Genomic DNA, 16384 nt, shown 5'->3' with positions numbered 1-16384 from the left:
CTAGTCCAGCGGCTTGCCCATGCGTGCGAGGCGCGGCATGTACAAGTGGTCCGGATCGAACGATAGGGCCACGTGGGAAGCGCGGGCGATCAGATTCTTGCGCGGTACGAGGCCGAAGTAGCGGGAGTCGCGGCTGTTGTCGCGGTTGTCCCCCAGCATGAGGTAGTGGTCTTGGGGGACGGCGATGGGGCCGAAGCTGCGCATCGCTCGCACTTCGGGCAAGACCATCATGGTGTGTTCGCGGCCGGGCAGCGCTTCGGACCAGAGTTCGTGCGGCAGCGTCGCCGTCGTTTGCGGCAACGCTCCGGGAGCGACATCCGGCAATGGGGTATAGGCAACGCGCTGGTGATTGATGTAGAGCGCTTCGCCGCGCATTTCAACAACGTCGCCAGGTAGACCGATCAGCCGCTTGACGAGCTTCGTGCCATCTTCCGGCGAGGAGAACACCACGACATCACCTCGCCGCGGCTCGCTGCCACGCTTGAGCCAGACCGTAGTGGCCGGTACGCGCACACCGTAGGCCAGCCGGTTCATCAAGATGTAGTCGCCCTCGATAAGGGTGGGGTTCATTGAGCCGCTGGGCACGACCGCCCAGTCGGCAATGCAGGCGCGGAACGCAAAGAGCAACGACATGCCGACCAGGAAACGTTTGTTGTCGCGCGCTGCACGCAGCCCGTTTGCCAGAAGCTTCATTGTGTCGGCCTGCATGAGAGGTAGCCGCGCACTCGACCGGGGAACCCAACGCGCCTAGCGGCGCAAGCCGGTTCAGCAGAATCGTCACCTTCCGACCCGGGTTTTGAGAAGCGGTTCCAGCTTCGGCCAGACGTTATCGAGCATCGTCGGCTGCGCTGCGGCAATGGGGTGGATGCGATCTTCCTGGAACCAGTCGGGCCGCTGTGCAACCCCTTCGAGCAGGAATGGCACCAGTGGCAGCTTGTACTGCTGCGCCAGCTTGCCGAACATGGCGAAGAAGCGCTCGCTGTAATCCGGGCCGTAGTTGGGCGGGATGCGCATGCCAACCAGCAGTACCCTCGCGCCGGCTGCTCGCGACGCTTCGATCATTGCTTTCATGTTGGCCTCGCTGGAGGCGAGCGAAAGGCCCCGTAGGGCATCGTTGCCGCCCAGTTCGAGAATCACGATGGAGGGCTTTTCGCGTGCCAGTACGGCGGGCAGGCGTGAGAGGCCCCCGGCCGTGGTGTCGCCGCTGATGCTTGCATTGGCGACGCTATAATCGGGCTGCCGTTCTTTGAGGCGCTTGTCGAGCAACGCCACCCATCCTGTGCCTTGTGCCAGGCCGTATCCCGCCGACAGGCTGTCACCGAGCACCACCACGCGATGCGATACAGGCGCGCCTTGTGCTGCAGCCGTCTGTGCGAGTGGCAGCATGCCGAACACTGCGCAGCCAAGCGCCGCGGCGATTAACTTCACGCTGCGCCTTCTACTACCTACCAGTCCAATCATGTCGTCTTCCGCTACCTGGGTGATTGAAGTCGATTCGCTGCACAAGACTGTGCGCGATGCCACCGGTGAGTTGCCTATTCTGAGCGATGTTGCCTTCCGTGTGGAAAGGGGCGAGACATTGGCGATTGTCGGCGCGTCGGGCTCGGGAAAATCGACGCTGCTTGGGTTGCTTGCAGGCCTGGACCTGCCGACATCGGGCTCCGTCAAGCTGCTGGGCAACGACCTGTTCAAGCTGGACGAGGATGGCCGCGCAGCGGTGCGTGGCAGCCACGTCGGTTTTGTCTTTCAGTCGTTCCAGTTGCTGCCTCATCTGACGGCCCTTGAGAACGTGATGCTGCCCTTGGAGTTGCAGGGCGACGTGAGCACCGCCGATATGCGCCGGCGCGCCACGGTCCTGCTGGAGCGTGTCGGCCTCGGAGCACGGCTGTCGCACTATCCGAAGACGCTGTCCGGCGGCGAGCAGCAGCGCGTAGCCCTGGCGCGCGCGTTCGTGACCGAGCCCGACATTCTCTTTGCCGATGAGCCGACCGGCAGTCTCGACACCGCCACGGGCGAGGCCGTGATCGCGCTGATGTTTGAACTCAACCGCAGTGCCGGCTCCACGCTGGTGCTGGTGACGCACGACCGCTCCGTGGCTGCGCGATGCAGCCGTATTCTCACCATTGAAGCTGGGCATCTCGTCGGCGACGAGATCGTCACCGAACTCTGAACGTTTGCGTCAGAGCGCGACTTTGGCGCGACGGATCAACGCCGCCGTCGACGCGTCATGCGCCACGGACGCCGGAGCCCCTTCCAGCTCTGCCTGAATCGGCTTGGCGAGTTTCTTGCCAAGCTCCACGCCCCACTGATCGAACGAGTTGATGTTCCACACCGCACCCTGCACGAAGGTGCGGTGCTCGGCGCAGGCGATGAGTGCGCCCAGTGACGCAGCGTCCAGCCTTTCCATCAGGATGGTCGTGCTCGGGCGATTACCTTCGAACACCATGTGCGGTACCAGCGCTTCGTCGGTGACGCCGCCCGCGCGGACTTCATCGGCGGTGCGCCCCAGCAGCAGCGCCTCGCCTTGCGCAAAGCAGTTCGCGAGCAGTTTGGCGTGGTGGCCGGGCAGGGTTCGCACCGGCTCGAGCGTGGTGATGAAATCCACGGGCACGATCTGCGAGCCCTGGTGGATCAGCTGAAAATACGCATGCTGCCCGTTGGTGCCGGCCGTGCCCCAGACGATGGGGCCGGTGTCGGTATCGATGGCCGCGCCGTTGCGTTGGACAGATTTGCCGTTGCTCTCCATCTCCAACTGTTGCATGAAGTCGGTTAGCAGCTCCAGCGGCGCGCAGTAGGGCACGGTACAGGCACTCGCCGCGTCGAAGAAGCCGCGATACCAGACCGACAGCATCCCGAGAATGAGCGGCAAGTTTTCACGCGGCGCGGCCGTGGCGAAGTGGCGGTCCATGGCGCGCGCGCCATCAAGCATCGCTTCGAATTGCTGCGGCCCGATTGCCAGCACGATCGACAGGCCCACCGCCGACCACAGCGAGAACCGCCCGCCCACCCAATCCCAGAACGTGAACATGTTGTCCGGGTCGATGCCGAACTGGACGACCGCCTCACGGTTGGTGGAGACGGCGACGAAGTGGTGCCTGAGCTGGTCTTCAGCTACGCCATGCTCGACAAACCAACGGCGCATGCTGTGCGCGTTCGCCATTGTTTCGAGCGTGGTGAACGTCTTCGAACAGACAATCGCGAGCGTGGTATCGGGGTTGAGATGGTCGAGCGTTTCGGCCAAATCCGTACCGTCGACGTTGGAGACGAAATGCACGCGCACCTGTGGCACGGCAAGGTGGTCCAGCGCGCGGCACACCATGCGCGGGCCGAGGTCCGAACCGCCGATGCCAATGTTCACCACGTCGGTGATGCGCTTCCCGGAATGGCCCGACCACGCGCCGCTATGCACGCGGTTGGCGAAGTCGTGCATCTGCGCCCGCACGCGCAGCACTTCGGGCATGACGGGCTCGCCATCGGCGCGATAGTCGTCTTCCAATTGTCCGCGCACGGCCACGTGGAGGACGGAGCGGTGCTCGGTGTTGTTGATGCGGTCGCCACGCAGCATGGCATCGCGCAGCGCAAGCACGCCGGCCTCGTCCGCAAGTTGCAGTAGCAGCGCCAGGGTCTCGGGGGTGATGCGGTTTTTTGAGTAATCGACCGTCAGGCCAGCCGCATCCAGCGTGAACGCGCGTACCCGTTCTTCGGCATCCGGCGCGGCGAACCAGTCCCGCATATGTGCTGCGCGGATCGATTCTGCATGTTGCGTCAGGGACTGCCAGGCGGGTAGGGCTGTGGGCATACGGCGTGATGTGACGTGAGGTTGGTGCGGGAAAACGAATAGGCAGTATAACGGCGCTGTATGACGTGTTTCTATCGGCGAACGTCCGACGCCAGCAAGGCGTTGAGAGCGCCCCGCGCCGGCGCGCATAGCTCGCTTGCGTGCAGGCCGATGGGACCGACGCCCGCGTGGACGAGGTCGTCGGCGGCTCGCCCGTGCAGCCATACAGCCGCCAGTGCGGCTTCGCGCGCACCCATGCCTTGCGCAAGCAATGCGCCGATCATGCCGGTCAGCACATCGCCGGTTCCCCCGGTTGCGAGCCCGCCGTTGCCGGTTGGATTGACAGCCGGCGTGGTGCCCGGCGCCGCGATGATGGTGCCCGAGCCTTTGAGCACGACCACCGCGCTTGTCCGATTGACAAGCGCTTGAGCGGCGGCAAGTCGGTCCTGCTGGACGGCGGGCGCATCGGTGTGCAGCAGTCGCGCGGCTTCCAGCGGATGCGGCGTCAGCACCAACGGCACACCGCTTCCGGCCAACTGTGTGAGCCGTGCGAGCAGCGCCGGCGTTTTCGCAAGGAGGTTCAGTGCATCGGCGTCGAACACGGCGGGCGTGTGCGCTGCCAGCATGCGGTCCAGCAGATGCTCGAGCGCGGCTTCCGATTCTTTGCCGGTGCCCATGCCGGGGCCCACGGCCAGCGCCTGCATGCCACCCAGATCAAGGGTGCCCCAACTGTGCAGCATCAATTCAGGTTGCGCGGGGTCAACACGCGGAGCATCGGACGCAAGCGAGACGACGTGCACCTTGCCCGCGCCAAGATGGAGCGCGCCGCGCGCTGACAGCAGCGGCGCTCCGACCATACCGGCCGCGCCGCCCACGATTGCCGCACTGCCGTAGGTGCCTTTGTGCCCGTTATGCCGCCGGCGCGGCACGTGCGGGAGCCAGCGTGACGGCGTGTTGACGAAGGCGTCCGCTTCAATCACGCCGTCATAAGCCGGTTGCGCGGCTTGCAGATCGGCCAGCGCAATGTCGCCGGAGGCATCGCGGCCATCCCCCGTTAACAAGCCCGGCTTGACCGCCAGGAAGGTGATGGTGGCGCGCGCCTGGATAACGGGGGACTCAGCGGCGGGCGGTTGACCCGTATCGCCGTTCAGCCCGGAGGGAATGTCCAGTGCGTACACCGGCAAGCCGCTGGCATTGATGGTGTCGACCAGTGCGGCATGCAACCCCCTCAGCGGCCGGGCGAGTCCAATACCAAAGAGACCGTCGACGATGACGGAGGCAGCCGCCGGCACCGAAGCGGCCGTGTGCAGGGGTTCAATGGGAACATTCGCGGCACACGCCTCCGTCCAGGCGCGGCGCGCGTCATCAGGCAGCTTGGCCGGGTCTGCGGCAAGCCATACCGTGACGGCGCGCCCGGACAGATGCAGCACCGTCGCCGCAACCAGCGCATCGCCGCCGTTGTTGCCAGGGCCGGCAACAAGCAGCACGTGCCCATGGGGCGCACGCGTCTGCAGCCAGTCGGCGGCGGCTTCGCCGGCCCGGGCCATCAGGGTGAACGGTTCGAGGGTCCGGTACGCAGCCGCTTCCAGCGCGCGAATGCCGGCCGTGCCGAAGAGCAGGTCGGCGCCGGTGTGAGCGGCCAAGGCTCCGTCGATCAGGATTTCGCGCCAGGCGGGGTGTGAGGACATGGCAACTACGCTTTCTGCTGTACAGACATGACGATCTATTCTCTTACAATAGCCCGCGTTCCCGGTCCTTTCCCAGCCCCGTTGCAATGTCCAAATCGCCGACCACCCCGAAAGCTGATCTGCCGCAATCCGCAGTCAATGAGGACGCAGGGAAGGGCGGGCCGATCGTATCTTCGTCGCACCTGGTGTCGGCGCGCAGCCCCGAGCTGTCGGAGTTCGAGTTTGCGCTCAACACCGCCTACAACGCCTACAACCGCTGGTGCGTGCGCTGCATGGCCGCTGCCGGCGTGCGGGACCTGACCTTCCTCGATGTGCTGGTGGTGCACCACGTCAACCACCGCGGGCGGGCCAAGCGCTTGGCCGACATCTGCTTCGTACTCAACGTGGAAGACACCCATCTCGTGACGTATTCCCTCAAGAAACTGCAGGGGATGGAGCTGGTGGAAGGCACGCGCAACGGCAAGGAAGTCACCTACACCACCACCGAAGCAGGCGAAAAGGCCTGCGCCCGCTACCGCGAGATCCGCGAGCAGTGCCTGACCAGCAATATTTCGCCCAGCGGCGAGGAAAATGCCGAGATTGGCGAGCTGGCGCGCCTGCTGCGCGTGCTGACGGGCCTGTACGAGCAGGCTGCGCGGTCCGCCACGTCGCTGTAAAACGGCCGTTTTCGACGATTTCCGGTCGAGGCAGGCGCTTTTCAGGCCGATTTGAGGGTCGGTAACAAGGGCCGGGCAAGGTACAATAGCGGTTTTCCCGCGCACGCCGGGAAGTCCCTCCTTCCAGCTACTGCCTGCCTTGCCCACCATGGCGCATTTCTCGTGCTTTCCCGGCGCTCTCGCGCTGTCCGCCTTCCGCCAGCAACGCCTGCTTTCCACCCTCAAGCGCATCGATCCGGACATCGATGGCGTCAGTGCCCAATACCTGCATTTCGTGGCCGCCGACACGCCGCTGTCGGCCGATGAATCCGACCGTGTGCAAGCGCTGCTGACGTACGGTTCGCCCGCTCCGGCCGATGTCGAGGGCGACCGCTTTGTGGTCATCCCGCGCTTTGGCACGATCTCGCCGTGGGCCAGCAAGGCGACGGAAATCGCGCGCCACTGCGCACTGCCGCAAATCCACCGCATCGAGCGCGGCGTGGAATTCACTGTCACGTGCAAGAAGGGCCTCATCCGCAGCCTGACCGGCGCTGCCAAGCACCTGGACGACGCCACTCGCGCCGCCGTTGCCGAGCACCTGCACGACCGCATGACAGAAACGGTCATCGACTCGCGCGAAGCCGGCTACGGCCTGTTCGACGTGTTGCCCGCCAAGGCATTGCGCTTTGTCGATATCGCCGGTGGCCAGGAGGCTGGTCGTCGTGCCTTGGAAGCCGCCAACGTCGAAATGGGCCTCGCCCTGTCTGACGATGAAATCGACTACCTCGTCGACGCCTACCGCAAGCTCGAACGCAACCCGACCGACGTCGAGCTGATGATGTTCGCGCAGGCCAACAGCGAGCACTGCCGGCACAAGATCTTCAACGCAGACTGGACCATCGACGGCGAAACGCAGGACAAGTCGCTCTTCGCGATGATCCGCAACACGCATCAGTTGGCCCCGCAGGGCACGATCGTCGCGTATTCGGACAACGCCGCCGTGATGGAAGGCGGCATGGCCGAGCGCTGGTTCCCGCACGCGGGCACGGAAGGCGAGACGGGCGTGCCGCAATACGGCCGCCGCGAAGCCCTCACGCACACGCTGATGAAGGTGGAGACGCACAACCACCCCACGGCCATTTCGCCGTTCCCGGGTGCGTCGACCGGCGCCGGCGGTGAAATCCGCGACGAAGGCGCGACCGGTCGCGGCGCCAAGCCCAAGGCCGGCCTGACGGGCTTTACCGTGTCGAACCTGCTGCTGCCCGAGGCCGTGCAATCGTGGGAAAACGCGCGCGATACTGCCCAGCCGGTGGCGCACCGCAATCCGGATGAAGCCGCACCGGGCCCGGTCGGCAAGCCGGACCGCATTGCCTCGCCGCTGCAGATCATGATCGAAGGCCCGATCGGCGGCGCTGCGTTCAACAACGAATTTGGCCGTCCCAACCTTGGCGGGTACTTCCGCGTCTACGAGCAGAACGTCGGCGGCACCGTGCGCGGGTATCACAAACCGATCATGATCGCGGGCGGTATCGGCAACATCGATGCCGGTCACACGCACAAGCACGGCCTGCCGGCCGGCACGCTGCTGATCCAACTCGGCGGCCCGGGCATGCGCATCGGCATGGGCGGCGGCGCAGCCAGTTCGATGGCCACCGGTACCAACACCGCTGACCTGGATTTCGATTCCGTTCAGCGCGGCAACCCCGAAATGCAGCGCCGCGCGCAGGAAGTCATCAACGCGTGCTGGGCGTTGGGCGAAGACAACCCGATCCTGTCGATCCACGACGTCGGCGCGGGCGGCATCTCCAACGCCTTCCCCGAACTCGTCGATGGCGCAAACAAGGGCGCGCGCTTCGACCTGCGTCAGGTGCATCTGGAAGAGTCCGGCCTGAGCCCGGCCGAAATCTGGTGTAACGAATCGCAAGAGCGCTACACGCTGGCGATTGCCCCCGGCGATTTCCCGCGTTTCCAGGCCATGTGCGAGCGCGAGCGCGCTCCGTTCTCTGTGGTCGGCTTCGCCACGGACGAACAGCAACTGCAAGTGGTCGACAGCGACACCGCAGCCGACCTGCCCGAACACTTCCCGGTCAACATGCCGATGGACGTGCTGCTCGGCAAGCCGCCGCGCATGCATCGTGACGTGCGCCGCGTCGCGCAGGAACTGCCGGAAGTCGATGTCACTGGGCTGGACCTGGAAGTCGTCGCGCGCGACGTGCTGCGTCATCCGACGGTGGCCAGCAAGTCGTTCCTCATTACCATTGGGGACCGCACCGTTGGAGGCTTGAACACGCGCGACCAGATGGTCGGCCCTTGGCAGGTGCCGGTGGCCGACGTGGCCGTCACCACGCTGGACTACAAGGGCTACGCCGGTGAGGCGATGACGATGGGCGAGCGCACGCCGCTGGCCGTCATCAACGCACCGGCTTCGGGCCGCATGGCTATCGGCGAGTCCATCACCAACATCGCCGCCGCCCCGATCGACTCCCTCACGCAACTGAAGCTGTCGGCCAACTGGATGGCCGCCTGCGGCGTGAATGGTGAAGACGCCCGCCTGTACGACACCGTCAAGGCGGTCGGCATGGAGCTGTGCCCGGCACTGGGTATCAGCATTCCGGTGGGCAAGGATTCGCTGTCGATGCGCACCAAGTGGGAAGACGAAGGCACGGCGAAGGAAGTGGTCGCGCCGGTGTCGCTCATCGTCTCGGCGTTTGCGCCGGTGACGGACGTGCGCAAGACGCTCACGCCGCAGCTCAAGCAAGTCGAATCGGCCAACGCGCCGGCCGACAGCGCGCTGATCCTGATCGACCTGGGCCGCGGCAAGAACCGCATGGGCGGCAGCATCCTGGCGCAGGTCACGGAGCAGATCGGCAACAGCGTGCCGGACGTAGATGACGCCGAAGACATCAAGCGCTTCTTCGCCGCCATCCAGCAGCTGAACGCAAGCGGTTCGCTGCTGGCGTATCACGACCGATCCGACGGCGGCCTGTGGGCGACCGTCTGCGAAATGGCCTTCGCCGGCCACTGCGGCGTGTCGATCAACGTCGACATGCTCACGCTCGACGGCGCGCATGAATCCGACTACGGCGACGCCAAGAACTGGGCGCAGCAAGTCTCCGGCCGCCGCGCCGACCTGACGCTGCGCGCGCTGTTTGCCGAAGAACTCGGTGCCGTCATCCAGGTGCCGCTGGCCCAGCGGGACGCGGTGTTCGCGGTGCTGCGCGAGCACGGCCTGGCCGGTTGCAGCCACGTGATCGGCGCGCCCAACGCCAACGATCACATCGAAATCTGGCGCGACGCCAAGAAGGTCTTCAGCGCGTCGCGCATCGAACTGCAACGCACCTGGACCGACGTCTCCTGGCGCATCGCCAGCCTGCGCGACAACCCCGAGTGCACGCAGAGCGAATACGACCGCATCCTCGACGCAGAAGACCCGGGCATCTCGCCCAAGCTCACGTTCGACATTGCGGAAGATGTGGCCGCGCCGTTCATTGCCACGGGCGCCCGCCCGCGCATGGCGATCCTGCGCGAGCAGGGGGTGAACTCGCAGATCGAAATGGCCTATGCGATGGACAAGGCCGGCTTCGACACCTACGACGTCCACATGAGCGACCTGCTGGCCGGCCGCACCAACCTCGCCAGCTTCAAGGGCTTCGTTGCCTGCGGCGGTTTCAGCTACGGCGACGTGCTGGGCGCGGGCGAAGGCTGGGCGAAGACGATCCTCTTCAACAGCATGCTGGCCGAGCAGTTCGCGGCTTTCTTCAACCGCACCGATTCGATCGCGCTGGGCGTGTGCAACGGCTGCCAGATGATGGCGAACCTCGCCCCGATCATCCCGGGCGCCGGTGCATGGCCGAAGTTCACGCGCAACCAGTCGGAGCAGTACGAAGGGCGTCTGGTGACCGTGCAAGTCGAAGCATCGCCGTCGATCGTCTACGCGGGCATGGAAGGTAGCCGCATTCCCATCGTCGTTGCGCACGGCGAAGGCTATGCCGACTTCTCGCAGCAAGGCGACATCGACAAGGTGGCCGTTGGCCTGCGCTACGTCGACAACCGCGGCGAAGTCACGCAGACGTATCCGCTGAACCCGAACGGCTCGCCGCAGGGCATTGCCTCGGTGACGACGCACGACGGCCGCTTCACTGCGCTGATGCCGCACCCGGAACGCGTGTTCCGCGCCGTGCAGATGAGCTGGCATCCGAAGGAATGGGAAGCCCTCGGCGACGGCAGCAGCCCGTGGATGCGGATGTTCCGCAACGCGCGGAAGTGGATGGCGTAAGCAGTCCGCTCAGCAGCAAAACGAAGAACGCGCCGGGGCGACTCGGCGCGTTTTTTTTTCGCCCTCCGTTGGGACGACGAGGCTGGACATCAACCCTTACCGGCAGCCCGGGCAATATTTCCTAGGCAAATGTTATATTTCGCGCGCATGCGCCCCGGCCGATGAGCCGAAAATGCAGTCCCGCAGCCGGCGCGCCAGAGAACGACAAGACAAAAAAACGGGTCACTCGCGCCACGGGTCCAACCTCTCCATGATCAGCGCCCGACCCATGGGTCTATGCGACGAGGGGATCAACATGAACCGGGTCTATCGGCTGGTCTGGAGCCGCACCTTGCGTGCTCCGCAAGTGGTATCGGAACTGACAAAGGCGTCGCACGGGGGCGTTGACGCCAACAGCGACACGACGCATGCGCGTCGGCGCGCATCCATCATTTCGATCGGCGTATCACTCGGTCTGGCCGGCGCGGCACTCCCGAGCTGGGCCGCGACCTGCTCGTCGAGCACGATCGCAACCTGCAGCGCCGCTGGCGGCAACGGCATCCCGAACCGCAGCGGCAATGGCGGCAGCGGCAATGGCGGGGGCGGTGGTTCTTCGACGCTGGGCGGAGGCTCGGCCACCGTTCAGGTCCCGGGCGGGCCGACTTCCGGCGGAACGGGCGGTACCGGTGCCACGAACGACAGCGGGCAGGGCGGCGCGGGCGGCTCGCCGGCAGTCGTGCTCGCTGGCGATGCCGTGGTCAATGCAAACGCGCAGGGCGGGTCTGGCCAAGCGTTCGACGGATTCAATTTTGCAGGCGGCGCGGGTGGCGGCGGTGCAGGTGTGTATTCCACGGGCACCAGCGTCACAGTGAACGGCGGGGTGACCGTGCAGGGCGGCGCCGGCGGAAATGGCGGGGCCGGCACATCGGGGCCGGCCTCCAACGGCGGTGGCGGCGGCGGTGGCGGCGCAGCGTTCGTCATGGTGACGCCGGCAGCCGACGTGTCCAACCAGGGCACGCTGATCGGCGGCAACGGCGGCAACGGCGGCAACGGAGGTACTGCCGGGAACCCGGGCGGCGGCGGTGGTGGCGGCGACGGGTTGCTGACCTTGGGCTCCGGTACCCAGGTGACCAACATTGGGTCGATCGTGGGCGGTGTAGGCGGTGCCAGTGGTGGCGGCAGCAGCACGGCCGGTGCCAGCGGCGCCGGCGTCAATCTGGCTGCCGGGTTCAACATGCTTTCCAACTTCGGCACGATCACTGGTGGGGCTGGCAACGGCGGTGCCGCGGGCGCGGGTGTCATTGCCAACGGCGCCGTCATCGTCAATAGCGGCACGATCAGCGGCGGGTTGTTCAGCGACGGCGTAACGCGGGCCGCAGCCATCCAGTTCAACGGGACGAACAACACGCTGCAACTGCTGACGGGTACCAACATCATCGGCAACCTCGACGTGGCGGCGGGCGCAGCCGCCAAGATCACGGCCGGCAGTGCAGGGCTCTCGCTGTCCAACAACGTCACGCTGGGCGACGCGACGTCGCGTGTCACGCTCGACTCGACCACGACGAACCTTGTGGTGTCAGGCGTCATATCGGGTGCAGGCAGTGTGGGCGTTACCGGCAGTCGAACGATCACGCTGACAGGCGACAACACCTACACCGGCGCGACCACCATCACCACGGGCACGCTGCAAATCGGCAACGGCGGCACCACCGGTTCGGTGGCCGGCAACATCGTCAACAACGGCACACTGGCTTTCAATCGCAGCGACACGGTGACGTATGCCGGCACCATCAGCGGCGTCGGCAATCTGGTGCAGGCCGGGGCCGGCACGTTGACCATCTCGGGCACGGCGGGCTATGCCGGCAGCACGACCATCAATGCGGGCACGCTCGCGCTGTCCGGCGCGGGCAGCATTGCAGCCTCCAGCGGCGTGGTGAACAACGGCACGTTCGATATTTCGGGGACGACCTCGGGCGCCACCATCAATGCACTAACCGGCTCGGGCACCGTCGCCCTGGGTGGCCGGACGCTGACGCTTGCCAATGCTGCTGGCACGTTCAGCGGCATGATCGGCGGCACAGGCGGGCTCACGGTCGCGGGTGGCACGCAAACGCTGTCGGGTGCCAACGGCTTTACCGGCGCGACGTCGATCAGTGGCGGCACGCTCGCATTGTCCGGCGCGGGCAGCATCGCTGCCTCCAGCGGCGTGGCGAACAACGGCACGTTGGATATCTCGGGCACGACCTCGGGCGCCACCATCAACGCACTGACCGGTTCGGGCACCGTCGCCCTCGGCAGCCGGACGCTGACGCTCGCCAATGCAGCCGGCACGTTCAGCGGCACGATGGGTGGGACGGGCGGCCTCACGGTCAGCGGTGGCGCGCAAACGCTGTCGGGGATCGATGGATTTGCCGGTGCGACGACCATTAACGCGGGCACGCTCGCGCTGTCCGGCGCGGGCAGCATTGCAGCCTCCAGCGGCGTGGTGAACAACGGCACGTTCGATATTTCCGGGACGACCTCGGGCGCCACCATCAATGCACTAACCGGCTCGGGCACCGTCGCCCTCGGCGGCAGGACGCTCAAGCTCGCCAACGCAGCCGGCAACTTCAGCGGCGTGATCGGCGGCACAGGCGGGCTCACGGTCGCGGGTGGCACGCAAACGCTGTCGGGTGCCAACGGCTTTACCGGCGCGACGTCGATCAGTGGCGGCACGCTCGCATTGTCCGGCGCGGGCAGCATCGCTGCCTCCAGCGGCGTGGCGAACAACGGCACGTTCGATATTTCTGGCACGACTTCGGGCGCCACCATCAACGCACTGGCGGGCTCGGGCACCGTCGCCCTCGGTGGCAGGACGCTCACGCTCGCCAACGCAGCCGGCAACTTCAGCGGCGCGATTGGCGGTACGGGCGGCCTCACGCTGAATGGCGGCACCCAAACGCTGTCCGGCGTCAACACCTACACCGGGCCAACGACGATCAACGGCGGGACGCTCGCGTTGTCGGGGGCGGGTCGCCTGGCGTCCGCCACGTCCGTCTCGCTTGCCGGCGCGGGCGCAGCGCTGGATCTGTCCGCGGGTGGCAACCAGACGGTGACGCATCTCTCCGGCGTGGCAGGCAGCCGCGTGGTGCTGGGCGCGAGCGCGCTCACGCTGGCTGACGATTCGTCCCAAACCTTCAGCGGCAGCCTCAGCGGCAGCGGCGCGTTGATCAAACAGGGCACGGGCACGCTCACGCTCAACGGTGTCAGCAGCGGCTTCGCGGGGTCGACCACGGTGGCAGGCGGCACGCTGGCCGTCGGCGATGCGGCAAACGCCAGTGCCGTGCTTGGCGGCAATGTCCTGGTGAACGCGTTGGGCACACTGCGCGGCCACGGCTCGATCTCGGGCGACGTGAGCAGCAGCGGGGTGGTCGCGCCGGGCGGCTCCATCGGCACGCTGTCCGTTGGGGGCAATTACACGCAAGCGTCGGGCGGGACGCTCGCCATCGAGGTCAGCCCGACGGACGCCTCCCAACTGCGTGTGGGCGGTGCCGCGGCGCTCGGCGGGTCGCTTGCCATCGTGTTCGATCCGGGCACCTATACCGCGCGCCGCTACACCGTGCTGAGCGCGGCCAACGGCGTGACGGGCCGCTTCGCTAACGTCAGCACCGCCACGGGCGGCGCCAGCCTCGGCACGCTGCAGACCTCGGTGGACTACGCAGCGAATGCCGTCGACCTGCTACTCGCTGAAGCAACGACGCCCGGTGCACCCGGCGGCGGGACCGTGGTCGCTCCGACAAAGACCTCCATCTACACGGCGCTTGGCACGACGGCGCTGCTGCAGGCGCAAAGCGCCAACGCCGCGCTGCTCGACCGGTTGTCCGGGCCGCAAGACGCGCTGGGCGGCTCCAACAACGTCTGGGCTACGGCCAGCGGCTCCAGTACGAAGGTCGGCGGCACGGGCAATGCGCCGGGCTTCCTCACGCACGCGTACGGATTCCTGGCCGGTGCGGAGGGCCGCATGGGTGCAGCCACTGTGGGCGCGGCGGGCGGCTACACGCACACCACGCTCGGCGAAGACACGACCGGCGCATCGGGCGCTATCGACACATTGCGCGTGGCCCTTTACGGCGCGCAGCCGATGGGCGCCGTCAACCTGTCGGCCACGGTCGGCTACGGGCTCGACTTCTTCTCGCAGAAGCGGTCGTTCGGCAGCGTGGGCACTGCCGAGGGCGACCATCTCGCGCACGAATTCACGGCCGCCACGCAAGTCAGCTTGCCTCTGGAGATGGGCGGCCTCCGCCTCGCGCCGCACCTGGGCCTGCGGTATGCCTACGTGCGCGGCAGCGGCTTCGGAGAGGACGGCGCCAACGGCCAGAACCTGCAAGTCGGCCCGGACAGCGCGCGCAGCCTCCAGCCGTATGTGGGCGTCACGCTCGACAAGGCCTTCGGGGACGTGCGGCCCGTCAACGTGCAACTTCGCTTGGGCTATGCGCACGAGCTGATGAACGCCGGCCGCGTTGTCCAGGTGCAGAGTCAGGACGGCACCGTGTTCGCGGCCCCGGGCACCGATCTGCCGCGTTCCTTCCTGACGACGGGGGCCAGCGTCACGCTTCAGGCGGCCAAGGCGACCACGGTGTCCTTGGGCGTCGATGCCACCATCAACACGAGCCACGTGTCTGCGCAGTCTGCGTATGTGCGGGTCAACCATCGGTTTTAACGGAAGCCGCGTGCTGAAAGAAGAAACGCGCCGACGTGATCTCGGCGCGTTTTTTTTCACCGGCACCTGCGGAGCGTCTAGCGGCCAAACTTCTCGACAACGCCGCGCCACAACGCATCACGCTCAGCGCCCAGGTGCGCGCCGCTTGCATCGCCCGACGCGTCCTGGCCCACCGCAAGATGGACCATGGTGAGCCTGGATTGCGGGTCCACGTAGATCGCCTGTCCATGGATGCCGAGCAGCACGAACCGCCGCGCTTGTCCCGGCAAAAGCCACACCTGGAAGCCGTAACCGTAGTAGCGGCTGCCGTGATACGTCATCTGCCCCGGGCGAAACGCGTCGGGCTGGCGCGATGCGTCGGTCATGTCGAGCAGGAAGTCGCGCGGCACGACTTGCCGGCCTTGCACCATGCCATCGTTGGCCAGCATGGACCCGAGGCGCGCGTAGTCGCGCGCCGTCGCATTGAAACCGCCTTGTGCAAACGCCGATCCGTCGGATTGACGCACGAGGTAGGTCGCCTTGGCTTCGGCCCCCATCGGCTTCCATAGCTTGTTGTCAACGAAGTCGCACAGGCTGCGGTGCGTCGCCGCTTGCAGCACGAGCGCCAACACTTCGGTTTGTGCGCCCGCGTAGTTGAAACGCGTGCCCGGCGCGTCGGCGCGCTCGTTGACCTGGGCCGCTGCCGCGAGCACGCCTTGCTCCGCTGCCGTCTTGAGGAAGCGTGCCCGGTCGTCGGTCGGGGTGTAGTCCTCGACATACTTGGCACCGGAGGCCATGCGCAGCAGATCGACGATGCGCGTTCCACCGTACAGCGTGCCTGCAAGCTCGGGCACGTATTGATCCACACGGTCGTCCAGCGAGCGCAGGCTTCCATCCTCCAGCGCCTTGCCGATCGCCAGTGCAACCAGCGTCTTGGCCATCGAGTTGGAGAGCATCCGCATGTCGCGCGTGCGGTCGTAGCCGTAATGCTCAGCCAGGATGACGCCGTCCTGAACGATCAGCACAGCGGTCACGCGCTGATGCTCCATGTAGTCGGCCAGCGTGTAGTCATGGTTGCGGAAGCGATACCGGACATCCGCCTCTTTTTCTGCAATCTTGAGCGGCACCGGTTGGTCGGCCGGCGCCAGTTCGCAAGACGGCGAGATGCGGTCCATGCCGCTGAAGGCCCCCACGATGTACGGCGCCTCGTGGATGCGGGCCGCGCTTGGCGCAAGCGGATAGCCTTGCGCCTTGCCGAGTCGATCTTCATCGGGAGAGGCGATGGCGACGCTGCAAGCGAGCAGCGCGCATATCGAACAGGATTGGCGAGCGTTCATTGGCTGGGGCGGC

The 16384-nt window shown here is 66.3% G+C and carries 9 protein-coding genes; 4 read left to right on the top strand and 5 right to left on the bottom strand.

Annotated elements, in window-relative coordinates:
- Positions 1–693 (bottom strand): signal peptidase I, encoded by a 693-nt coding sequence (gene lepB, locus N5B55_RS07975; protein ID WP_154206860.1) that lies wholly within the window; start codon positions 691–693, stop codon positions 1–3.
- Positions 694–777: 84 nt separating this feature from the next.
- On the bottom strand, positions 778–1386 hold the full coding sequence (locus tag N5B55_RS07970; protein ID WP_304539776.1) for an arylesterase: 609 nt from the start codon (positions 1384–1386) through the stop codon (positions 778–780).
- A 73-nt stretch (positions 1387–1459) separates the two neighbouring features.
- Here N5B55_RS07970 and N5B55_RS07965 point away from each other — a divergent pair, with 73 nt between their 5' ends.
- Positions 1460–2170 (top strand): ABC transporter ATP-binding protein, encoded by a 711-nt coding sequence (locus N5B55_RS07965; protein WP_012762046.1) that lies wholly within the window; start codon positions 1460–1462, stop codon positions 2168–2170.
- A gap of 9 nt (positions 2171–2179) precedes the next feature.
- On the opposite strand, the gene pgi is transcribed toward N5B55_RS07965, so the two are convergent.
- Together pgi and N5B55_RS07955 are read right to left on the bottom strand one after the other, a co-directional pair.
- Positions 2180–3799: a glucose-6-phosphate isomerase gene (gene pgi, locus N5B55_RS07960; RefSeq protein ID WP_304539709.1), complete on the bottom strand. Its 1620-nt coding sequence runs from the start codon at positions 3797–3799 to the stop codon at positions 2180–2182.
- Positions 3800–3870: 71 nt separating this feature from the next.
- Positions 3871–5466, bottom strand: a complete 1596-nt coding sequence (locus N5B55_RS07955) for an NAD(P)H-hydrate dehydratase (protein WP_304539708.1) — start codon at positions 5464–5466, stop codon at positions 3871–3873.
- Between the two features lie 86 nt (positions 5467–5552).
- On the opposite strand from N5B55_RS07955, the gene N5B55_RS07950 reads away from it, so the two are divergent.
- The 3 genes from N5B55_RS07950 (at position 5553) to N5B55_RS07940 (ending at position 15055) form a co-directional block, all read left to right on the top strand.
- The gene (locus N5B55_RS07950) at positions 5553–6122 is read left to right on the top strand and encodes a winged helix DNA-binding protein (RefSeq protein WP_154209361.1); all 570 of its coding nucleotides are present in this window, start codon (positions 5553–5555) and stop codon (positions 6120–6122) included.
- A gap of 148 nt (positions 6123–6270) precedes the next feature.
- Positions 6271–10377 (top strand): phosphoribosylformylglycinamidine synthase, encoded by a 4107-nt coding sequence (purL, locus tag N5B55_RS07945; protein WP_304539707.1) that lies wholly within the window; start codon positions 6271–6273, stop codon positions 10375–10377.
- A 295-nt stretch (positions 10378–10672) separates the two neighbouring features.
- Positions 10673–15055, top strand: a complete 4383-nt coding sequence (locus N5B55_RS07940; RefSeq protein WP_304539706.1) for an autotransporter-associated beta strand repeat-containing protein — start codon at positions 10673–10675, stop codon at positions 15053–15055.
- 77 nt (positions 15056–15132) lie between these two features.
- Here N5B55_RS07940 and N5B55_RS07935 read toward each other — a convergent pair whose 3' ends face one another.
- Positions 15133–16371 (bottom strand): serine hydrolase domain-containing protein, encoded by a 1239-nt coding sequence (locus tag N5B55_RS07935; RefSeq protein WP_304539705.1) that lies wholly within the window; start codon positions 16369–16371, stop codon positions 15133–15135.
- Positions 16372–16384: the final 13 nt, after the last annotated feature.

The sequence above is a fragment of the Ralstonia pickettii genome (assembly GCF_030582395.1).
GTDB lineage: Bacteria > Pseudomonadota > Gammaproteobacteria > Burkholderiales > Burkholderiaceae > Ralstonia > Ralstonia pickettii_D.
This window is presented reverse-complemented; position numbering and strand designations above follow the sequence as displayed.